The sequence below is a fragment of the Thermogemmatispora aurantia genome, assembly GCF_008974285.1.
Lineage (GTDB): Bacteria > Chloroflexota > Ktedonobacteria > Ktedonobacterales > Ktedonobacteraceae > Thermogemmatispora > Thermogemmatispora aurantia.
Genome location: NZ_BKZV01000001.1, coordinates 327,987 through 349,925, shown reverse-complemented (window position 1 = coordinate 349,925; position 21,939 = coordinate 327,987). Strand labels below are relative to the sequence as shown.

Genomic DNA, 21,939 nt, shown 5'->3' with positions numbered 1-21,939 from the left:
GGTCCTCCTCATGTGGCCTGTGGTCAGCCAGACCGCTGTGGTGAAGGAAAGGAACGGGCCCCAGGCTGCTTGCCAGGCGTCAGAACCGGTCTGCCATGCGCGCAGATCGAAGCGCTTGCTGAACACCAGTGCCAGGCCAGGGTAGGTACCTTCTTTCTTCCCTCTTCTGCCGGCTCGCTCGCCTCATTCAGCTTATTGAGCAGAGACAGAAGTCTGCCCCTGATGATGCCACAAGCTTCAGAAGGATGGAAAGAAGTACCGATGCTTGGTCCAGGCTTGGCGCGTGTACGCTGCAGAGAAAGCCTCAGTGGCCCGTGCTAAGGCTCTCAGCGCCCGGTGCTTCGCTCTGGAAGCAGAGTACTGAGGATCTGTGATAGTATGTGATAAGTATACCAGACTTCGGTGAACCAATCAAGTCCATCTCTGCTTGATCTTCAAAGATCTGCTGTAGTATTTAAACTAGTATTCCTCTCTAGAAAGAATCAATTGCCTGGCTGTCGGCAAGGTAACAAGCGGCCTCTCAGAGGTGCAGGGCCAGAAATCAAATCAAGGAGGGAGGGGTGACCATCGACAAGAGCTGGGATAGAGAGAGAAGCGAGAGCGGAAGCTGGTCAAGTAGGAAAGCACGTCGTCTCCAGGCCGTCAGAGTGGGGAATCTGCGTGTCCTGGCTCTGGAGGGCGAGCATGAGCGGGAGCTACTCGCATATCAGCTGTGGCGTCAGGGCTGGAGCGTCCGACGAACGTTCCATTTTCTTCTCGCCTGGCGATCAAGGGAGTCAGAGAGGCCTGTTCCGGAGGAGCGGCTCCTTGCCCATTGGCTGAGCGAGCGGGAAAGCGACAATCGGCTCGTTGATTATCTTCAGCAGGAGCTGGTGAGTATTGGCTGGCTGCAGGACGAAGCCGACTTTAGTGCCGCCCTGAACGCTCTCGTCGTCTCCTTTGAGCCAGCAAGGCCCTTGCGGGCCTGGCGCCTTTTTGCTCTCAATACCTTCACCCGGCTCAGTGAACGGATTGCGCAGGTTCCCGCGAGTATAGCGACTGGCACTGAGAATACAGAGGACAGCGAGACCATCGCCTCCTTTGCGGCCATTTATCGTCGTCTGTTCTCTCTGCTGCAGGGGAATAGCTTGCTCGATGTTGGCTGTGCCTGTGCCTACTGGCCGTTGCTCGTGGCCAAAGGCGGTCACTGTCTGCCGGGGCCGATCGTCGCCGTCGATCGACGGGTTGAGGCCCTGCGCTTATCAGCGCTCCTGGCCGAGACTTTGGGGCTGGCCGCTCAGCTGCGCTTTGAGCAGCAAGACCTTTGCCAGCCGGCCTTTCTCCGTCTGGGACAGTTTGATACCGTCACCGCTATTCACCTCCTGGAACATCTGGAAGAAAGCCAGCTACCGCTAGCGCTAGACCAGCTGCTCCAGGTCACTCGTCGTCGCCTCCTGATTGTCGTTCCCTATGAGGAGCAGGCCCAGATCTGCTATGGGCACCGTCAAGTCTTCTCAACCGCAAAACTCCAGTTTTGGGGACAATGGTGTCTGGAGCAGCTTGAGGGGAGAGCCACCTACTGGTGCGAGGACCTCCTTGGAGGGCTTCTTGTGGTCGAGCGCCATCATCAGCCTTAGCGTACAGCGCTTGATGAGGGGCCAGCAGCTGGCTGGCCGGGGAGCGAGCTAATAGAGAACGGAGCAGACTCAGGTAAGAGCCTGCTCCGTTAGGAGAGCGGAGTCCGCGTGGCGGAGCCAGACCACGGCACGGCCAGGTTTCGGCCAAGCGGACTGGTCATTAAAGGAAATGGAGGTGCTAGACGATTGTACAGGCAGTTCCGTTCAGATAGAAAGCTGTTGGCGATGGATTGCTGCCGCTCCAGGTTCCATTGAAGCCCGGGTAGACCGACGAGCCTGGCGCAATCGAACCGTTGTAGCTGGCGTTCGTAATCGTCACCTGGCTCCCTTGCTGCGAGAAAACCCCATTCCAGCCCTGGGTCACCGTCTGGTTACCGGGGAAGGTAAAGGTCAATGTCCAGCCATTAATCGTTGTTGTCCCCGTGTTGGTCACCGTCAGGTTGGCCGTGAAGCCACCTGGCCACTGATTAACGGCGTAGTGGACGCTACAGTTCAACCCGGCTGAAGGCGTTGAGGTGGCGGTGGGGATTGGTGTTGGGGTAGGGGTAGCTGCCGCAGTAGGGGTCGGTGTTGGGGTAGGAGTAACTGCCGCAGTAGGGGTCGGTGTTGGGGTAACAGCAGCTGTTGGAGTAGGAGCAGCTGTCACCGTTGCTGTTGGGGTGGGCGTCGTCGCGGCCCCGGCGATATCGCCATAGACGATTCCGAAGCCATTCGTGCCCAGGTAGACGCGACCGTAGATACGCGGATCACCGGTAATCGTCGTAATGTTGCCGTATTGATGCTGACTATCGTTAATCAGCACCCAGGTATTGCCCCCATCGTCGGAGCGGAAGATGCCGCGTACGTTGCCGACGATCCCACTGATATAGATTGCCGGGTAGCTTTGGCCGGGGGCGGGCATGCCGAAACCGATCTTATCGGCACCGGCCAGGCTGGTCAGCTTTGTAAAGGTCTGGCCACCGTCAGTCGAATGCCAGAGGCCGTAGTCACTGGTCCAGGCGTTGCCGCCGGCTACCCAGACATCTCCCTCGTGACCTGGCACTGCCTTGACCACCACCGAGTCGCCGGCCTGGGGCAGGCCTGTCGCCGATGATGCGGTGAAGGTGGCGCCGCCATCCGTGCTGTACCAAAACTTCCCCTGGCCATAGGCGTAGAACTTTTGCGGATTGACGCGATCCGATGCCACGACGGCATTCTGGGGCACATTGGCTGAGGCCACCCAGCTATTGCCATTATCGGTCGAATAGGAGACCGGGGCATTGACCGGGGCCCAAAGCACACGGCTGGCATCAGCGGCGGCAGCTACCGTGCCACCGTTCTGCGAGACGCCAGGGATATCCTTATTGCCAGCGAACCAGGTAGCGCCACCATCGTAGCTGAAAGCCGTGCTCGTCACCGGCGGGCTGGCGCTTGGATTCCCGTAGCCAACGCGCACCATAAAGTTCGGGTTCTGCTCCGCGTAGTCAATGGCCGCATACGAACCGGCATAGGGGATGTAGTACATCTCCGAGGGTGACTGTGTGAGATCATCATGGCGGAAGCCGCTCACGTCGGCCATTGTACTGTAGAGATGAGCATTGGCCGGTGGACTCACCAAATCGGTGACATACTCCTCCTCGATGCCAAGAGCAGTGCTCTTAAAGTTGACGATACCGCCGTTCTGGTAGTTATCCCAGGCCGTTAGATTGTCGGTAGCGTAGAGCGTAGCGCCGGTGCCATACATCAGGCGATCCGAATTGAAAGGATCGATATTCATCCCCTCGATCATCCAGCCTAGCTTCACTGCTGGCACTGGCGGCACCGGGTTCTTGTTACCGAAGTCGAGCCAGGGGGCGTTAGAGACATCGATCGTATAGTAGAGATTGCGGTTCGGATAGCTGGCCCAGGTCCAGATGGGTTCCCAGGTTGCGCCGCCATTCGTTGTGCGGAAGAGCTGGGCGTCGGGCCACCACGAATTGACGCTGGCGACCACGATGGTGCCAGGATGCTGCCAGTCGACAGCCAGACCGCCGTAGCCAAAGTAATCGTTGGCGCTATCGGAGCCAGGCACGGGGCTGATCTTTGTCCAGGTACCGCTACTGGGTGTAAACTTCCAGACATCGCCGCGGCTCCCGTTATAGGGGCCTTCCCAGTCGCTGTAGGTTACATACAGCGTCCCCTGCGAATCGACCTTGCCCTGATGGGGGAGATAGCCAGTAGAAGCGTCGCTGGTTGTACTCCAGGTTGCGCCGCCAGTGCAGGTCACCGTGGTACCACTGACATTGCAGGTTGGCTCACCCGGGATTGGGGCCCAGGTAGCCCCAGCGTCGGTGCTGCGGTAGATATTGTAGGCCCCGCTGCGGTTATCGGCAACGCCGACATAGATTGTCTTGGTGGGGTTGCCCGGCGTGCCAGTCGAGGGATCGAAGGTCACCCAGACCACACCCACTGGATCGCTGAGATAGCCGCTCGGATCGTTGGGATTCTCCGCAAAGGGGCCGGTGTCGGGGAAGTTGGTCACCTTGCTCCAAGTCACGCCGTAGTCGGTACTGCGCCAGAGACCGTTGCCGCTACGGGCCCCGAAGTAGAGAATGGCGTCATCGTTGGGATCGACCGCCAGGCGCTCTCCCATGCCGCGCCCAGGCATGTTGCCGCCCATCTTAAAGGGCATCTGTGTGATCTGGAAGGTGTTACCATAGTCGGTTGAGCGGAGGATGACCCCGTTCTGGTTAGTCCAGTTATTGGTATACATGCCGGCGGCGATATAGAGGCGATTGGGCTGCACAGGGTCGGTGGCGATACTCTCAACGCCGGCCATATTCCAGTTGTCAGGGGTCACCCAGGCCATCAGTTGGGTCCAGGTGCCGGTTGAAGGGTTCCAGCGATAGGCTCCACCAATGTCTGTGCGCGCATAGATCAGGTCCTTCTGTTTGGGATTAAAAACGACGTCGACGACAAAGCCGCCACCACCGCCAGTCACCACATTCTGCCAGGTGTAGGGCTGGGTTGCTGCCGGCGCAGCGCTGGCAGCGCGTGAGGGTACACTGGCGAGAGCAATGGTGGGCAGAAGGATGGCGAAGAGGGCCAGCAGGGGCATGGCCTGCTGGGTCCATTTGGACCATCTCGTCCACCTGCGGGGGGGTGAAACGTGTTCTACCATAGCAAGCACTCCTTTGCAGCGGTAGTCATAAAGAAACAGGCTGAGCGCTCAGGCGACACACAGGTATGGGGAACCCTGCTGCTTCGGCTGCTATTCGTGATGGTATCGCTCCCGGGAGCGATACCACAAGAGCAAGGGCTGAGCAGGTAGTAGGCAGGTGGGCAGCAGAGCACCTCCTGCTCGTGAAGCGACAGAGGGGGAGGAATCGGAGTGATTGAAATGCATGAATATACAATTGAGGTTCATTGGCGCGACTAGAGGTTGCTACTGGCGGGCGGTAATGCTACAATAGCAATCGTAAACGGTTCCGTAATCGGTTACATAACGAATGAAACTGTTGCGATCTGCATTGTTAGGAAGCATCTCTCATTGTACAGCGGCAGGGCGCAGTGAGAGTGTACAATCGAAAGAGTGAGCAATGCAGAGAGCAACGGGATGCTGTGAGGTTGCGATCAGCAAGCAAAGGCCGTCACAGAACTGCAGAGCAGGATGCTCTCAGCAGAGAAGCCAATGCTGCGAGGTCTTTGGAGGAGACACGCATGCCGACCCCAAATCGTCGCCTTAGGCAGGCACGTGAACTACGAGGTTGGTCCCAGGCCAAAGTTGCGGAGCAGATTGGTACCGATGCCACCACGGTTAGCCGTTGGGAGAGAGGGTTGTTTTCCCCGACCCCCTACTTTCGTGAGAAGCTCTGTCAGCTCTTTGGCAAGAACGCCGAGGAGCTAGGGCTGCTAGACAGTGGCAAGGAGCAGCCTGGGGGGAGCGATGTCACGGCGATGGCGCCGGCGCTAGTGGGGAAGGAAGTAGGGGAGAACAGCCATGCGCTGCCCTGGGGAGCGATGCCGCCCCAAGCGCCGTCATGGCAGCAACGCACGGACACCTTTGCCTATATTTTGCAGAGTGCGGTTCATGACGTGCAGGCGCATCTCCTCTGGGAAGAGGCTTATGTACGAGTGCTCCAGGGTCAGCGGGCGCAGGCTCAGCGCTCTGGGGAAGCCAGTTTGACTGCCTTCGAGCAGGTTGGGCACATGAACGCTGCCGTGCTGCGCGAGTGGTTGCAACAGCATGGGCTGCTCACCTCGTCATCGTCCCCCTCCACTCCCTCTTCGGCTGGGGTGGTTGATCCGCCCGCGTCTCAGCAGCACCAGCAATCACCAACTGCCGTGTCGGCCCCAGGGTCTTCTGGGTCTGGAGCCTCTGAGAGACCGGTCGGAGCCATTCGTCGTTTTGGCTATGGCCGGAGCCTGGGTTTCCTCCTGGTACTCATGATAGTGGCCGCGGTTGTTCTTTGTGGACTTTCGCTTGGTCAGCTGCAGCCTACCGTTCTTTCCTCGCCTCGCCTTACTGGCTCAGGGCAGGATGCCCGCACTATTGACGCAGTCCCCGCTTCTTCAGCAACTACTGCGACCCTCACCACTCCGTCTGCGACGGTAGTTCCACCCGCAAAGACGTCTCAGCCCACGCAGCCCCCTTCTGTCTCTACGCCTCTGGTCCAGGCCTCGCCGACCGTCGCTGCGGCCTCCGCTGCTCTGATGATTACAGTCACTCCGGATAAACTCACACCGCGTGACTGCGTCCTTGAGGCTCTTGGCTATCGTTGCACTATAACGCTGTGGCCTTTCTCTGGCCAGGCCGACAAGCTCTCCTGGCAAGCGAGCAGCCGTGATCTCCCTGTCCGTTTCAATCCTCCAGGAGGCACCTGTACCCCGGGGCAGCCGTTTGAGGTCATCACCTACATTGTGAGCAACCCTGGTCAGCAGGGTCATCTCTCCTTTACCTTCATGATCCCATCTTCGGGCGCCACCTACACGCAGATTGTGCTCTGGCAGGACTAGCCGGCTGGGCCTGCTCGTTGGCATACCTGGTTTATGTCCCTGGACCTCGCGTGCTGGTTGGTGGCCGGCGCCAGCTCAGCTACTGCGCTTTCGTTCGGGTCAGTAAAGGGTGCAGGCACCTTGGTGAGCGCAGCGGAGTGCGAGGGGTTGTGGTCGCTCTCGCTCTCTGCTGCCCGTCAGGTGCCTAGTGACTGTCTAGCGGATGTTCTTGTGGGCATAGAGCTGGTGGGATACAGTATCTTTCCACCAGCTCTATGAGGGAAGCCGTGATCCGCTTCCTCGGTGGCTTGAGCGTAGGGAAGGGAGGGCTGCAGTTCCCGTCATGAAGGGGGTGGTCGGCGTCGCAGCGCAGCCGATGGCTCATTCGCTGCTTGCTCACTGCTCACTCGCCGCAGGCTTCACCCGGTTTGCTGGTGATGGGAACTGCGGTGACTGGTCCAGTTAGCGGGTCTGGTCGAGTGGAGTGGGACGAGGCGAGTGGGAAATAAAGGACATCTGCTATCGCTGCCTGCATCCTATGTCAAGGGGCTCCTGCTCATGTGTTTGTCTGTCTTTGGCTCTGTGGGCCACCTCAGAGTCTCTTCGTTCGGAGGGAGACATCGCTCTCGCTCTGTGGCAGCAGGAAGGAAGATCGCGAAAGGAATTGGAGACCTATGAGAACCTTCCACCTGGGGGTACTGGTCAGGAGCAGGCTCACGCTCTCAGCGATAGCTCTGATCGTTCTGGGGACCTTGCTTCTGCTGACAACCTGGCTGGTCGGCCCTTTCCCTCGCCCAACCTCGGTGCGCGCGGCGCCGGCCTTTAACTATGGCGAGGCGTTGCAGAAAGCCATTTACTTTTATGAGGAGCAATCATCTGGCCCAAAGCCTTCCTGGAACCGTGTGCCCTGGATCGGCGATTCGGCCACCAAAGATGGCTCCGATGTCGGCCTCGATCTGACCGGCGGCTGGTATGACGCCGGTGACCACGTCAAGTTCGGCCTGCCGATGGCCTACACAGTGACAATGCTCTCCTGGGGGGTCATTCAGTACCGCAATGCCTTCGTCCAGGATGGGCAGCTTCCCTACATCCTCAACAATATTCGCTGGGCCACGGACTACTTTATCAAGGCTCATCCTTCGCCTAATGTGCTCTATGGGCAGGTAGGCGATCCCAGTACCGACCATGCCTTCTGGGGGCCGGCTGAGGTCATGCAAATGGCCCGTCCCGCCTACAAGATTGATCCGAGCTGCCCTGGTTCCGATCTGGCCGGAGAAACCGCTGCTGCGATGGCTGCCGCTTCAATCGTCTTCCAACCAACCGATCCCTCCTATGCGAGCACGCTGTTGACCCACGCCAAGCAGCTCTACACCTTTGCCGATACCTACCGGGGCAAGTATGATGCCTGCATTACCGCCGCCAGCGGCTACTATACTTCCTTCAGTGGCTACAACGATGAGCTGGTCTGGGGGGCGATCTGGCTCTATCTGGCCACTAACGATAGCAGCTATCTCGCAAAAGCCGAGAATTACTACAATAACCTCAGCTACCAGTCGCAGACAAACGTCCACTCGTATCAGTGGACGATCAGCTGGGACGATGTCTCCTACGGCTGCTATATCCTGATGGCCGAGATCACAGGTCAGCAGCAGTACAAAGATGATGCTCAGCGCTTTTTGGATTGGTGGACAGTCGGTGTGAACGGCTCGCGGGTGACCTATTCCCCGGGTGGTGAGGCGTTCCTGGATAGCTGGGGCTCGCTGCGCTACGCGGCCAATACGGCCTTCCTGGCCCTCGTCTATGCCGACTATCTTGGCGCGAGCAATCCACTCTATGCCCGCTATCACGACTTTGCCGTCCAGCAGATTAACTACATTCTGGGGGCCAATCCGCGCAACTGCAGCTACATGGTAGGCTTCGGGTCCTGCTATCCCCAGACGCCACACCATCGCGAGGCGCACGATTCCTGGACAAACGATATTAACAACCCGACCTACGAGCGCCATATCCTCTACGGGGCGATGGTCGGCGGCCCCAGCTCGGCGGATGACCAGTTCAGCGATAATCGCCAGGACTATCAGACCAACGAGCCAGCTGACGATTATAACGCCGCGCTGGTAGGCGCCCTGGCCCGTCTTTACCAGGAGTACGGTGGCAGCCCTGTCTCTTCCCTGCCCGATAAGCCCAAGGATGATGATGAGATCTATGTGACAGCGGCGGTCAACGCTTCTGGCAGCAACTTTACCGAGATCAAGGCCATCTTCATTAACAAAACTGGCTGGCCGGCTCGCGTGACCAGTAATCTCTCGCTGCGCTACTACTTTACGCTAGAGCCAGGTGTGACGCCGAGCATGCTCACGCTGAACATGAACTACACTGAGTGCGGCAACCAGCTCTCTGGGCCAACTCAGTATTCGGGCAACATTTACTATGTGACGGTAAGCTGCGCCGGCGTGCTGATCTATCCAGGCGGGCAGAGCAATTATCAGAAGCAGGTCCAGTTCCGCATTACCAGCTCTGGGGCCTGGGACCCAACCAACGACTGGTCGTATCAGGGTGTGGCGACGCCCGCCGGGGCGACGCCGGTGAAGGTGACCAACATTGTGGTCTTTGATGGGAATACCCAGGTCTGGGGGACGCAGCCCAATGGCACCGCGCCGACGCCGACGCCCGCGCCAACGGCCACAGCGACAGTGACTCCTACTGTCACGCCGACCGCGATAGCGACCAGCACACCGAATCCTACGCCAACACCCAGCCCGACCTCGCAGCCTACAGTGGGGCCAAGCCCGACCGCGAGTCCGACGCCTACGGCGGGCCTGAGCTGTCGGGTGCAATACGTGATCACGGGCCAGTGGCCGGGCGGCTTTGGCGCGGTGATCAATATCACGAATACGGGGACGACGACGATCAACGGCTGGACGTTGCAGTTTAGTTTCCCGAATGGGCAGACGGTGACGCAGGGCTGGAACGGGAGCTTTAGCCAGTCGGGGAGCACGGTGACAGTGACGAACCTGTCCTACAATGGGACGATCCCGCCGGGGACGACGCTGAGCAATGCGCCGGGCTTCAACGGGACGTGGACAGGGACGAACTCGCCGCCGACCTCCTTTACGCTCAACGGCGTAATCTGTAGCACCTCCTGACTGGGTAGCCTGGTTGCTCTGCGAGTTTGGCCTGCTGAGAAGAGAGGCTCTGCTTGCCAGGTGGGCATCAAGCCGGTCAGAAGGTTCAGGGGACTGAGCGGGTGAGCGCACCCAGCGAGTGGTGATGATAAGTGCAGATAAACCTCCTCTCTTCTATCCCGTCGCCTCTAGCTGCAAGGAAGGGGAAGAGTAGCCATCAGGCTCTCTTCCCCTTCTCTTTATTTTGCTCGTTTGCAACAGCCTTTCACTCAGGCTGGTGCGGGTTTGAGCCTGCCTCTCTCGACTTCAGAGAGAGCAGAGTCGGAGCCAGGTGAGAATCGGAAGAAGGGCGTGGGCTGTGGGAAGCAGCTCCTATAGCTATAGCCTTTGAGCATGGTGGTCCTGGCATCCTCTGCCAGTGCCTCGCCCTTTCCTGGCCCTGTCCTGACGGTGCATCAGGGACAGAGCACGTGGATAAAGGCGTGGCCGCCGTTGCTGCGTGGAATACCAACGATCCAATACTGGCCATCGATCTGGGCAATCTGGTCAAGTTCGCCGGCGTTGTCCGCCGTATCCTGGAGCATCTGCCACTGATGCCCATCCCAATGAGCAATGAATGGCTGGAAGGCATTACTGCCCTCACGGACGCGCCCGACGACCCAGACGCTGCCAGAGCTGCTGACGGCCACGCTGGCCAGCCAGTTGCTGTTGTCAGGGGGTACAGCTGGAGTATCGACGATCTTCCAACTCTGGCCGTCCCAATGCTCGCTCAGCAGGCGCTGGCTGGCGCTGCCTACTGCCCACAGGTTGCTGCTGTTGCTCCCATCGATCGCATAAAGCATGCCACCACCGGAGGGAGTCAGATCGGGGCTCGCCACTGGATTCCAGGTCTGGCCGTTCCAATGCTCGATCACAGGCTGATTCACGCTCTTGCCCCCGCGGATCAGGCTGCCGTAACCTACCGCCCAGACATCGTTGCTCGCCAGGGCCTTGACGCTGGTGAACTGGAGACCGCTCACTGGCTCGGGATGCTTGACAATGGTCCAGCGCTTGCCGTCCCAGTGCTCAATCAGTGAGCTGAGCGGTCCTCGGGCAGGCACCTGGAAACCCACGGCCCAAATGTTATCACTGGCGGTTCCTGAGACAGCTACCAGGGTATTCTTGCCGTTGGGTGCGCCGTCAGGGGCAGTTACGACACTCCAGCTCTTGCCATCGTAATGGACTGTTATGGCATGGGAGGCGAGGCCGTTCGTCAATTGCTCGCCCACAGCCCAGATATTATCTGGGGCGATCTCGTCGATGCTGCGCAGATCGAGCTGGGCCGAGAGCGGACGGAAAGAGACGCTCCACTTTTTGCCATCCCAGTGCATGATGCCTGCGCCGATGCTCCAGACATCATGAGTAGAGAGGCCTGTAATGCCAAAGCCGGTGAAGTTGGTGGACAGTCCTTGTGGAGAGGCGCACCAGGGCCTGACTGGTGCCTGTGCAGCGTTCTGCCCGCCAGATACGGAACCGGAGCCGTGCCAGCTCTGTAGCAGGAAGAAGGCGCCGCCAGCGAGAAGGCAGACTACCAGAAACAAGACGGTGAGGAGCTTGACGCGGCCTCGCGGGTCGCGTCGTGGTGCTTGCTTTTCCTCTGTGGGCATCCTGTTATCTGGCGAAGGGGGAGGGGTATGAGGTGCATAGGACGGGTAAGGTGGTGTGTGTTGTTCTCCCATCATGCCTTGAACTCCTGCGTTTCGAATGAATTGTTGACTTTAAAAATGGATGAAGGCGGCGGAGCACTCCGCCGCCTTCACCTCACCGATCCTTGGCTTCAAGCAGGCTGATACAGCTGTAGCTCAACTGGTACTACAGGTTACGCCGTTGAGCGTAAAGGAGGTCGGCGGCGAGTTCGTCCCTGTCCACGTCCCGTTGAAGCCCGGCGCATTGCTCAGCGTCGTCCCCGGCGGGATCGTCCCATTGTAGGACAGGTTCGTCACTGTCACCGTGCTCCCCGACTGGCTAAAGCTCCCGTTCCAGCCCTGCGTCACCGTCTGCCCATTCGGGAAACTAAACTGCAACGTCCAGCCGTTGATCGTCGTCGTCCCCGTATTCGTGATATTGATCATCGCGCCAAAGCCGCCCGGCCACTGGCCCGTGATCACGTATTGCACCCGACAGCTCAGGCCCGCCGTAGGCGTCGGACTTGGAGTCGGACTTGGAGTCGGACTCGGGGTAGGCGTCACGGTAGGTCGTGGCGTCGGGGTAGGCGTCGGAGTGCTGGTGGCCGTCGCCGTTGGGGTCACGGTAGGCTGTGGGGTTGGAGTGGCCGTTGGTGTGCTGGTAGCCGTCGGCGTCGCTCCTGGTGTGCTAGTGGCCGTCGCGGTCGGCGTGGGCGTACCCGAAGAAGAGGGCGGGAAGAGGATGTCCACGTCGGCCATCGCCATTGCGATATCGGCCTGCGCCCAGAAGCGATGGTAGTTGAACGTAGGAGCGGGGCCACCGTTCAGGTAAGCCTGCACCTTGGGCCAGTTCGGGTCCTGTGTATACTTCGGGCGCTCGGTCAAGAAGGTCGTCGACGAGTTCAACGTCGCGCCCTGAGCATTCTTGCCGGTCCAACCAGCAGGAATGTACGCAGAAGCATTGAAGTTGCTATAGTCAGTGCGAGTCTCGGGATTGGAGATACCGATGCTATCCGAGTAGTCGTTCCACATATCGTCCAGCAGCGTCTGGGCCAGTGTGCGCGAAGAGGTATCACCCGACTTCGCGGCGTAGAAGAGCAGGGTCTTGGCCAGCGCTGCCGTCACGCCCACGTCGGTAGTCGTATCGACCACTGTCACGTGGAGGTTCGTGTTGGGCACCGGCGTTGAGTTTGCTGTCCAGTTCTGCGAGGGCTGACCGCTCCAGTTCAGGGTCGAGGGGATCGAGTAGGTGCCGTTCGAGTTGACCGTTGTCACCGACTTGGCCCAGGCGACCCACTTATCGAGGATCGACTTGGCCGTTGCGTCGCCGGTCACATAGTAGTACTCAGCCAGACGCTCCATCGACCAGGCCTGGTAGCCGAACCAGTTATTGCTGGGAGGATTATGATAGACCGGCTCCCAGTCGTAGGCCATGCCGTAGAATGTCGGATCACCGGCAGGTGGAGCGCTGTAATTGCCATTCCAGCTGTTCGTCGCACCGCCTGCAATAGCACCCTCAGCGGACTGGAGCCACTCGTAGAATTGCAGTTGTCGCTGCAGGCTAGTTGCCCAGTCGCTCGGGGCAGTCGGCGACTTTGGCTCAAGCGCAGGGACGTTGCTCAGTGCCCAGGCGGCCAGCGGGTTTTGATAGCCCTGGTGAGCCGAGCTGGAGCCGATACGCCAGGCCCAATTACCAGCCGAGGGCAGGGCACCGCCCCAGGCGTAGTACCATCCAAGCAGATAAGTAGCGCTGTTCTTGCCAGTGCCTGCTGGGCAGCTTGGGCTCTGGCAGCCCATCGTCTTAAAGTACTTGTCGAACAGGCTATAACGCAGATAGTCGCCCATCTTGGCAGCTTCTGCGATCTCTGGCGCGATTGTGCTCTCCTGGCCCTGCGCACTAGCCCAGGTGTAGGCCCAGTAAGCGGCCTGCACAGTACGTGCATCGGCGTCAGGCGCGTCGGTGTAGCGCCACTGTTGCTGATAGCTGCCGCCAGGGGCTGGCTTATTGAAAAGACTCAAGAAGCCGGTACCGTCGTTGCTGCCCCAGGTGAAGGTCTCACACTCGGGGTGAACGACCGTGTTCCAAACCGACTCCGACGAGCCGCGCTGATAGGAGTTGATAAAGGAAGGCTTGGTCGTGCCGTCGCCGCAGTGGCCGTAGCCGTACCAGTTATCAGTGTCGAGCAGCCATGGCATGCCGTAGATGTCAGGCGTGCCGTAGGTCTGCTGCAGCTCGTTGAAAAGTGGGTCCTGCCCAACTGGCACGCTCGGATCGAGCTGGGTCGGGTAATCAGTGATGTTAGGCGACTCCGGAGCATACTGAGCAGGGCTACTGGGGTTGTAGCCACTGTTGGTCGGCTGGTCCGAATGCGCCGGAATCATATACTTATCCATTGTCTGCCAGGCGTTGATGAAGGGCTGCCAGTTGCCCGTCACCTCGCCATAGGTCGCCTCCAGCCAGATCCAGAAGCTGAAGGTCTCAGAGGTCGTCTCGTGCCCGTAGTCAGGGGCCTCAACGATCAGAGTCTCTACTGAGTGATAGGGAATTCCCAGCGAGCTGAAGTAACCGTTCGCCGGGTTCTTGATCTCGTTATAGAGCGTCAGAAAGCGTTGCGTGTAGACCGATGTGGCTTGGGCAGCACTGGCGCTCTGGTTGGCCGCTCGCGTAACTGATAACTGCTGCAAGCCCAGTACTCCTCCAGCTAGGAGGGCGAGCATCACCAGCGCCAGCGACGCGGTGCGCAAAATCCTTTTACGATTCACACTAACCTCCTTGCTATCAGACTGCGTCGGCAATCTTCAATGGCAGGTCTCCTTGCTGCCCTCTTGCTCGCAAGATACGGTATGCAGCGCTGCCTTCTGCTCGTTCTCCGGGACGGGAGCAGGGCCGTTCCCTTCGGAACAGCTCCGAGCAGCATACCTGCTCGCTCTCACCTCCTTTCACCTTCTGACGAGGCCAGTGGGCCTCTCTTGACCTCTCTGCTCTTCCGTCTCGTTTGCCTGTTCCTGCTCGCCTTCTCGCAACCGCTTACGTGACCGGTTACGGAAACGTTGCTTAAAAAAGGCAAACAACTCGAAGGTCAACTGGTAGTACCCTTATTGTAGGGGGCAAGCCAGATTGGGACAACGGCAGCTACTAGGCAGCCTGTGAACAGATAGTAAGCGCGCCATCCGTGCGCAAGGCTGGGGTTGCCTGTGGGGGAAGAAAAAGGCATCGTCTGCGCTGCCCCGGTCTGTTTAGTAGCTGTCTAGTAACTGCTCTGGCAGGGGGTCCACCTCTCAGGTATAGTACTCTCTGTTCCAGGGCTGTTCATCGGTGAACGGAACGGCCTCCTCCTCCCGGAGCTATTTTCTCTCGCAGTGCGGATAGTGAATATAGCCAGTAAAATGTTTCAAAAAGTAGATGAGCGACAAATGACCGTTTGCCGGATATCTTGCTGGCGAACACTTAGGCTTGTAGTTGCCGGGCTGGCTCTGGGTCTCCTGCTCGTGACTGCGGCGTGTGCTAATTCTGCTGGCCAGCAGGGTACGACCGCTTCGCAGGAGGTTATAGCTACCGCAACCGTTGGGGCCGTCACCAGCACGGCGACTGCTGGTATTGAGGCTACAGCCCCGCCAGCGCCGGTCTGGGATGGGGCGGACCTGCATGTGCCTGGCAACTTTGTGCTGGTTCTTCCTCTACAGTTCACCCTTGCCCGGGGGGTCGTCATCAGCGACAGCGATGTCACTCCCCTTGATGATGGGACCATTCGCGCTGAAATCACCGAGGAGTTGCGCCATCTGCTCTTCGTAATCGACAGTAACAGCAACATGAAAGTCTACAGCCCTGGTGTCTCGCCTGTCAGTGCCCATCTTGAGCGAGCTGCCAATGGGGGAGTGCAGATCACCTATAGCCAGAATGTTGATTCACAGGCCGGTACTGTCTCCATTACCTTTGAAGGGACCTTGTTCAAAGAGCAGTTCACGGTCCACTACGAGCAGTACTACAACCCTTCGGCTTTCATCAACGCCAATGCCAGCGATGTCGTTGTAACTTTCAATGCGCGCATCCGATGGATTACAGCCTCAGAGATTCCAGCAGCCCCCAGAAACGGCAGCTATCATTTTGGGGCGGATGGGGCCATCGTTTTGACCTGGCAGACTGGTCAACATGCGGTGGCCTATGAAGTCTATCGGCAAATCTCTGATGTCGATCAGCAGTTTCAGTTGCTGGCCACGGTGAAAGGGACCTCTTACACTGACAGCTCCTCGCTCGCGCGCCAGAATCTCCATTCAATGAAGGGCATCACCTATGCGATTTTCTCTGTCGGACCAACGGGTGTCGAGAACCCGGGGGCCATTGTAGTGGCCATTCCTGGCCAGGCTAGTCAGGGGTAGCCAGGACGAGGGCCTGCACTCTGCCTGCCCCTCTCTGAAGAAGCGCTGTAGTACAGGCTTCCAGCGTTGCCCCTGTCGTGCAGACGTCATCAATCAGCAGGATGGTGCTGCCTGAAAGTGGGAGGGCGCTCCACTGGGGTTGGCACTGGAAGGCGCCAACCACGTTCTGCCGACGCTCGCTGCTGGAGAGGCCGGCCTGAGCGGCAGTGGCCCGCACCCGTTGTAGCAGCGGATGGGCACAAGGAAGCCCCAGCTCGTGCGCGCAGACGTCGGCCAGAAGGCGGGCATGGTTGTAGCCGCGCAGGCGCTCGCGCTCGGCGTGCAGCGGTACAGCGATTACGAGGTCGGCGCGCAGATGGTAGCGGCGATAGCAAGCGGCAAGCATATTTCCTAGAGGCTGGGCCAGGCGTGTGATCCCTCGATATTTCAGATGCTGGATACAGGTCCGCAGCGGCTCCTCGTAAAGAGCGACGGCCTGCAGGGTGTACAGGCTGGAACTGGAGAAACGGCAACGCCGGCAGGTAGCGCCGCGACATGGCAGGGCACAACGCGCGCAGCGCTGCTCCTGTAAGCGAGCGATCGCGCGCAGGCAGGCGGGACAGAGCAGGCTGCCTCTACTGGTGCAGCCGGCGCAGCATGGAGGAAAGAGTAGATCGAGCAGGTGCTCCGCCCAATGCGTAAAGCGCAGTCTTCTCTTCAGGGGAACCCCTCCTTTCTGGATACAATGAGACTGGTCTGGCTCATGGTTATCAAGGGCAGAGCCGGGCCCAGGCCCTGACTGAGCCTAAAGCCAGCGGCTGGACCTGTTGACGATGGGTTATTATTGGCTATTCCCTTGAGTGCTGGCTATGTGGCCCACGAGAGGGAGGATAATCTCTCGGGCTGGATTGCGCAAGAAACGGGCGGTGTAATGCGACGGTCTTGGGGCGGTGATATGGTATACTGAAACCAGCCATCATCACGCCTTATGGAAAGAGGGGTTTCTCGATGAGCGCACAGGAACAGCAGGCTGCCACCACAGGCGCTGGCACCCAGCCCACGGGAACGAGGGGGCAGCCAACGGAAGAGCGCCATGCCTTTGGCACGGCGAAGACGGAGAGCCTGCAGGATTCTGGCTGGTGGCGCATTGCCATTCCGGCCTTCGTTATTCTGGCTTCGGTGGCCCTTTTCTTGGTGCCTCTAGTGCTCTTAATCACTCTGCTGGTGACGACTTCCTTTAATACGGAATCCGCGGCGGCTCACCAGGGGATTCCTCTGGCCTGGCTATGGATCACGATGATTGTAATCGAGGTGGTGATCGCGGCCTTGATCGCCCGCGGGCTGCTAAAAATCTTTCTGACGGATAGCTGGAACTATCGCACCTGAGCCGCACTGAGACAGAAGGGCGGGAGCACGCTCCCTATCGCGCTGGCCGCGGAGGCCAGCGGAGCCTGGCGTGTTTCCCGCCTGGATGGTGCTGGACTGGACGCCTTCCTCTCCCCACCCACCGTCTTGGCCACTGGCTGAGGTAGACAGAGAGCGGCGGGCTGAACTGACAGGATGGAAAGGAAAGAACGGCGAAGAGGCTCTTGACTTTTAGTGGTCCTGTAGGTACACTCATTCTCAGACTTTTATGCTTATTTCTCAGTCCAGTGCAGGAACCATGCGCAGGAGTGACGCCTACGAGGAGGTCTACTCTACGGAAGACAACCCTCGTGAGGGTGCGACAATGATAAAGGTTCCCTCCTATCGACGACAGAGCCTGGCAGACCGAGGAAGTAGATGTCGGCTGCTGGCTTCCCCTGTGTTTTCTCCCGTCGTGTCTTCAGTTCTCCTCCAGGAAGGGAAGGATTCGCTGCTCTGATGATGTGAGGACGGTATGGGCCTGGCATTTACCATGCTGCACGATTCCTCTGCTCCGATCCTTACCAGGTTAGCTCTTTGTTCTGATCTGGAATGCACTCTGTACACAAGATGAAGCGGCCTGCGCTGACGGAGAGGTTTGTGCGTTGCAGGGATGTCACGCTGAGGCCTCTGTCCGGTGGTGCCTGGTTCAATGCTGTGCCAATCCCGTGTAGAGAGGAGGTGAGAGCGTGCGAGGAAAGCTGCGTGACAAGCGCGTCGACATGAAGCGCTCCCGCTTCAAATTCAAGCGGGAACGTGAGCGCGAACTTGAGGGGCGGCGTCGCCTCGTCAAGCGCGACTATCGCGACCTGGACGAGTGGCTTGACGAAGAAATGCTTGACCTGTCGGACGAAGAAGAGCAGTTCGACGAGGAAGAAGCCACGCGCTAAGGTCAACAAGGCGGCACATGTCGGAGGGCCTCGGCCCGGTCAGTGCGGGGAAACTGAGCGCTGGCCAGCTGACCCTGGACGAGGTGGGAGAGAAAGAAGGGACCCATGAGCACGAAGGGGGATGGTGGGCAATGCACTGGGGGAGAGCGCAGGAAGCTGCTCTCGCGGGTTCCCACCTTTCCAGACCAACCGCGGGCCAGGACGGGGGCCGGATCGCACAGCATCGAAGGCTTTCGACAGTGCCGTTTTTTTTGCCTACTGCTGGCCACTGGAGCCGCACGACGGCGAGAGGAGGCGGGCAAGGCCGCTAGCTGATCAGCCATTCAACAGCCCGAGGCCCGCCTTCCTCCCTTCCTTTCCCAGCTTACTAAGGAATATCGATGTTGGGGAAGAGGCGCCGGGCGATGACCAGGCGCTGAATCTGGGCAGTGCCCTCGAAGATATCGAAGACCTTAGCGTCGCGGAACCACTTCTGGATCAGCAATTTCCGCTCGCTCTCCTCGCCAGGAGCGGTGATGCGCACCGCGGTGGCCGTGGCTTTCATGACCAAAGCGCCGGCATAAGCCTTGCTCATGGAAGCCTCTTTTGAGTTAGGAATGCGGCGATCGGCCATCCAGGCGGCACGCCAGACCAGGAAACGGGCCATCTCGATCTCTTGGCCTAGCTCCTTTAGCTCCTCCTCCCAGGCGCGCCGCTTGTGTGGAGGATAGCCGGCGGGCAGCTCCTCGCGTAGCCACTCGCAAGCCGCCTCGTAAGCCGCGCGAGCGATGCCCACCGCCAGGGCACCCACCATTGGCCTGGTAGCGTCGAGTGTGCCCATTGCGGCTTTGAAGCCCGCTTTCCTCTCGCCGCGTCCCGCGAGCAAGTTCTCTTTGGGAATGCGGCAATTGTCAAAAATGAGTTCTGCCGTCTGGGAGGCGCGCAGACCCATCTTCTTCTCAATGCGACCCACGATCAGGCCCGGCGTGCCTTTGGGAACCACGAAAGGACGGATGCCCTCGCGCCCCAGGCTCTTATCAATCGTGGCGAAGGTCACGATCAGGTCGGCACGGGCGCCATTGGTGATATAGTGCTTATGGCCGTTAATGACCCACTCATCGCCGTCGAGCACGGCGGTGGTCGACATGCCAGCTACATCGGAGCCGATGCCTGGCTCGGTCAGGGCCAGGGCGCCCCAGTGAAGCTGGCCATCCATATAGATGCTCAGGAAGCGCGCCTGCTGCTCGGGGGTACCCTGCGATAGAATCGGCGGAGCCGCCAGACCTGGCCCGGGAATAGCCGTGGCCAGAGCCGCATCACCCCAGGCCATTTCTTCCTGTGAGATGACACTCAGCAGGTTCTCCTGTCTGACGCCTTCATCCTGGCCGTAGGCCCGTGCTTGAGCGGCAGCACCACCCCAGTAACGGCGCTGCATGTTCCAGAAAAACGACTCAGGGATCTCTTCGGTGCGGTCGCATTCCAGCGAGAGCGGACGCATCTCCTCCAGGGCCACCTGGTGGGCGTAGTCACGGGCCGCCTGTTGCGCTTTACTCAGAGTAAAATCGATCATGGGACATCACTCCATCGCAGCAGCATCACGCATCCACATTTCGGCGGGGTGGTCCTGCATAAAACCAGCTCCACCCATGACTTGAATCGCATCCGTTGTGGCCGCTTGAGCCATTTTGACAGCCTGCCGTTGGGCACACTCTGCCTCGTAGATTAGCGTCTCATCAGCTTCGCCGCGATCCCACGAGCAAGCGGCACGCCAGGTAAGGAGGCGAGCAGCATCGAGCTTCATGGCCATCTCGGCGATAATGAAGGCGATGCCCTGGTAAGAGACAATCGGGCGCCCGAAGGCGATGCGTTCGCGAGCGTAGGCCGAGCAATATTCGAAGGCGGCGCGCGCGGTGCCGCAGGCAATAGCGGCGCGCAAGATCTGATAGAGGGTCGCAGCGCGCACAACGCCGCTACTGCCTGCTTCCCCAAGCAGGGCCTCGGCTGGCAGCTGAACCTGGTTGAAGAGATAGGTGGCGCTGGGAGCAGCCTGCAACCCCAGCTTCTCCTCTTCGGCCTGAATGCTCAGTCCCTCCTGAGCGTCGGAAAGCACGAAGGCGCAGAGTTTGCCCTCGGCGCTCTCGCTCTCATGCTCGGCTAGGCGTGCCAGGACCACGCGCAGATCTGCGTGCTGACCATGCACAACGTCGCGCTTAGTGCCGTTAAGGAGATAGCCATCACTGGTACGACGCGCTTGCAAATGGATATCTGCCAGGGTATAGCCACCGGTGCGCTCGGCGAAAGCCAGGCTGCCACGCTGCAAGTAGCCGCTGGTAGAATTGCCAAAGGGGGGCAGGTAGCGCTCCTGTTGCTCGCGACTGCCGGCCAGCCAGACCGTGAGCGGCCCCATCAGGGAGCCGACGATATTGAGCGCCAGCCCCGGGTCGCCGTAGGCCAGCTCCTCGGCGATCAGGCTATAGGTCACAGCTTCCAGGGGGCCAGATCCCCCATATTCCTCGGGGAAGGGAGTCGTCAGGCCAGTTTGGGCCAGAGTCAGCCGCAGCTCATTAGGACTGTCACGTTCTGTCTCGGCCTTGCGGGCATGGGGCCGCAGATGATCAAGGGCGATGCTCTGAGCGAGCTTGCGAATCTCCTCCTGCTCTTCGGTGGGGGCGAAATCGAGCATAGGCTAGATCCTTTCAATGATCGTGGCTGTCGCCATGCCGTGACCGATACACATGGTCTGCAGACCGTAGCGTCCGCCGCGGCGCTGCAGCTCGTGGACGAGCGTTGTCATCAGACGAGCGCCGCTGGCGCCCAGGGGATGACCCAGGGCGATGGCTCCGCCGTTGACGTTGACGCGGCTCATATCGGGATCAAGCTCGCGAGCCCAGGCCAGCGGTACAGAAGCGAAGGCCTCGTTGATTTCTACGAGATCGATATCGGCCAGACGGAGCCCGGCCTTCTTGAGGACCTTCCGGGTGGCGGGGATGGGGCCGCTGAGCATCAGCACAGGATCGACGCCAGCTGTCGCCATCGCCACAATGCGCGCCAGGGGTTTGAGTCCCAGCTCCTGGGCCTTGCTGTCGGACATCAAGAGAACAGCAGCAGCGCCATCGCTGATCTGGCTGGAGTTACCCGCGGTAATGATCCCATCGGGCTTAAAGACGGTCTTAAGGGCAGCGAGTTGCTCTAGCGAAGTATTGGGGCGAATACCCTGGTCGCTGATCATGACTTCGCGGCTGCCGTCGGGCAGGGTCACCTCGATCGGCATAATCTCCGGCTTAAAGCGTCCTTCTGCCGTGGCAGCGGCTGCACGGCGGTGGCTCTCTAACGAGAAGGCGTCGGCCTCTTCGCGTGTGATGTGCCACTTCTCTGCTACCAGCTCGGCAGAAATGCCCTGGGGTACCAACGGGTAGCGCGCGATGAGCTTCTCGCTAAAGCTGGCGCCGGCCTTGTCCGAACCCATTGGAACGCGGCTCATGCTCTCAACGCCGGCGGCAATGGCGACGTCGATAGTGCCGGAGATAATGGCCTGGGCGGCAAAGTGAATAGCCTGCTCGCTGGAACCGCACATGCGATTCACACTGACACCGCAGGTCTCGACGGGAAAGTCGGCGATGAGGGGGGCGACTCGCCCTATATTGAGGCCTTGCTCACCGATCTGGGTCACGCAGCCCATGATCACGTCCTCGACAAGCCCTTTCTCGATGCCGGCCCGGCGCACAACTTCGGCCAGAGTCATAGCGGCCAGCTCGTCGGGGCGGATGCCGGTGAGCTTCCCTCTGTCAGGCTTGCCGATGCCAATGGGTGTGCGAACCGCTGCAACAATGACAGCTTCCTGGTGCTTCATGGTCCTTGCTCCTTTGCTTGCTGCCTCGTCTCTCGCCCGCTGCCCGCTCGCGGGGCAGTCGTCTCTGACGGCGGCAGTCGGGACAGACAATCACGCCTCCAC

Annotated in this window: 13 protein-coding genes; 6 read left to right on the top strand and 7 right to left on the bottom strand. The window is 59.7% G+C overall.

All coding sequences use genetic code 11. The annotated features are described in order from the left end of the window. The first annotated feature begins 560 nt into the window (after positions 1–560). Positions 561–1,616 carry a class I SAM-dependent methyltransferase gene (locus KTAU_RS01325; RefSeq protein ID WP_170292969.1) on the top strand — a complete coding sequence of 352 codons (1,056 nt, stop codon included), beginning with the start codon at positions 561–563 and terminating at the stop codon, positions 1,614–1,616. Between the two features lie 178 nt (positions 1,617–1,794). Here the strand turns inward: KTAU_RS01325 and KTAU_RS01320 are convergent, their stop codons facing one another. Next, complete coding sequence (locus KTAU_RS01320; protein WP_228026273.1) at positions 1,795–4,755, bottom strand: cellulose binding domain-containing protein; 2,961 nt, start codon at positions 4,753–4,755, stop codon at positions 1,795–1,797. Between the two features lie 539 nt (positions 4,756–5,294). On the opposite strand from KTAU_RS01320, the gene KTAU_RS01315 reads away from it, so the two are divergent. Both KTAU_RS01315 and KTAU_RS01310 read left to right on the top strand, forming a co-directional pair. Beyond that, positions 5,295–6,590 carry a helix-turn-helix domain-containing protein gene (locus KTAU_RS01315; RefSeq protein WP_151726678.1) on the top strand — a complete coding sequence of 432 codons (1,296 nt, stop codon included), beginning with the start codon at positions 5,295–5,297 and terminating at the stop codon, positions 6,588–6,590. A 653-nt stretch (positions 6,591–7,243) separates the two neighbouring features. Continuing rightward, on the top strand, positions 7,244–9,715 hold the full coding sequence (locus KTAU_RS01310; RefSeq protein WP_151726677.1) for a glycoside hydrolase family 9 protein: 2,472 nt from the start codon (positions 7,244–7,246) through the stop codon (positions 9,713–9,715). Between the two features lie 434 nt (positions 9,716–10,149). On the opposite strand, the gene KTAU_RS01305 is transcribed toward KTAU_RS01310, so the two are convergent. Beyond that, positions 10,150–11,415: a hypothetical protein gene (locus KTAU_RS01305; protein ID WP_151726676.1), complete on the bottom strand. Its 1,266-nt coding sequence runs from the start codon at positions 11,413–11,415 to the stop codon at positions 10,150–10,152. Between the two features lie 120 nt (positions 11,416–11,535). Then, the gene (locus KTAU_RS01300) at positions 11,536–14,121 is read right to left on the bottom strand and encodes a glycoside hydrolase family 48 protein (protein WP_151726675.1); all 2,586 of its coding nucleotides are present in this window, start codon (positions 14,119–14,121) and stop codon (positions 11,536–11,538) included. A gap of 726 nt (positions 14,122–14,847) precedes the next feature. Between KTAU_RS01300 and KTAU_RS01295 the strand changes: the two genes are divergently transcribed. Then, positions 14,848–15,735 (top strand): fibronectin type III domain-containing protein, encoded by an 888-nt coding sequence (locus KTAU_RS01295; protein ID WP_151726674.1) that lies wholly within the window; start codon positions 14,848–14,850, stop codon positions 15,733–15,735. Here the strand turns inward: KTAU_RS01295 and KTAU_RS01290 are convergent. Then, positions 15,722–16,120 (bottom strand): ComF family protein, encoded by a 399-nt coding sequence (locus KTAU_RS01290; protein WP_151726673.1) that lies wholly within the window; start codon positions 16,118–16,120, stop codon positions 15,722–15,724. The two genes, KTAU_RS01295 and KTAU_RS01290, sit on opposite strands and share 14 nt — an antisense overlap. A 602-nt stretch (positions 16,121–16,722) precedes the next feature. Here KTAU_RS01290 and KTAU_RS01285 point away from each other — a divergent pair. Further along, positions 16,723–17,100, top strand: coding sequence for a hypothetical protein (locus KTAU_RS01285; RefSeq protein ID WP_151726672.1), 378 nt, complete (start codon positions 16,723–16,725; stop codon positions 17,098–17,100). A 707-nt stretch (positions 17,101–17,807) separates the two neighbouring features. Then, a complete protein-coding gene (locus tag KTAU_RS01280; RefSeq protein ID WP_112427862.1) occupies positions 17,808–18,008 on the top strand; it encodes a hypothetical protein in 201 nt (66 codons plus the stop codon). A 367-nt stretch (positions 18,009–18,375) separates the two neighbouring features. On the opposite strand, the gene KTAU_RS01275 is transcribed toward KTAU_RS01280, so the two are convergent. From KTAU_RS01275 to KTAU_RS01265, 3 genes are read right to left on the bottom strand one after another with little or no spacing between them, the layout of a single operon-like run. Next, positions 18,376–19,557 (bottom strand): acyl-CoA dehydrogenase family protein, encoded by a 1,182-nt coding sequence (locus KTAU_RS01275; RefSeq protein ID WP_151726671.1) that lies wholly within the window; start codon positions 19,555–19,557, stop codon positions 18,376–18,378. A 6-nt stretch (positions 19,558–19,563) separates the two neighbouring features. Continuing rightward, the gene (locus KTAU_RS01270) at positions 19,564–20,670 is read right to left on the bottom strand and encodes an acyl-CoA dehydrogenase family protein (RefSeq protein ID WP_151726670.1); all 1,107 of its coding nucleotides are present in this window, start codon (positions 20,668–20,670) and stop codon (positions 19,564–19,566) included. 3 nt (positions 20,671–20,673) lie between these two features. Continuing rightward, the gene (locus tag KTAU_RS01265; protein ID WP_151726669.1) at positions 20,674–21,837 is read right to left on the bottom strand and encodes a thiolase family protein; all 1,164 of its coding nucleotides are present in this window, start codon (positions 21,835–21,837) and stop codon (positions 20,674–20,676) included. Positions 21,838–21,939: the final 102 nt, after the last annotated feature.

What these genes read in the sequence shown, in the direction of transcription:
- KTAU_RS01320 (WP_228026273.1), bottom strand. Translation starts at nt 4,755, where the DNA reads ATGGTAGAACACGTTTCACCCCCCCGCAGGTGGACGAGATGGTCCAAA.
- KTAU_RS01315 (WP_151726678.1), top strand. Translation starts at nt 5,295, where the DNA reads ATGCCGACCCCAAATCGTCGCCTTAGGCAGGCACGTGAACTACGAGGT.
- KTAU_RS01310 (WP_151726677.1), top strand. Translation starts at nt 7,244, where the DNA reads ATGAGAACCTTCCACCTGGGGGTACTGGTCAGGAGCAGGCTCACGCTC.
- KTAU_RS01305 (WP_151726676.1), bottom strand. Translation starts at nt 11,415, where the DNA reads ATGATGGGAGAACAACACACACCACCTTACCCGTCCTATGCACCTCAT.
- KTAU_RS01290 (WP_151726673.1), bottom strand. Translation starts at nt 16,120, where the DNA reads ATGCTTGCCGCTTGCTATCGCCGCTACCATCTGCGCGCCGACCTCGTA.
- KTAU_RS01285 (WP_151726672.1), top strand. Translation starts at nt 16,723, where the DNA reads ATGAGCGCACAGGAACAGCAGGCTGCCACCACAGGCGCTGGCACCCAG.
- KTAU_RS01275 (WP_151726671.1), bottom strand. Translation starts at nt 19,557, where the DNA reads ATGATCGATTTTACTCTGAGTAAAGCGCAACAGGCGGCCCGTGACTAC.
- KTAU_RS01270 (WP_151726670.1), bottom strand. Translation starts at nt 20,670, where the DNA reads ATGCTCGATTTCGCCCCCACCGAAGAGCAGGAGGAGATTCGCAAGCTC.
- KTAU_RS01265 (WP_151726669.1), bottom strand. Translation starts at nt 21,837, where the DNA reads ATGAAGCACCAGGAAGCTGTCATTGTTGCAGCGGTTCGCACACCCATT.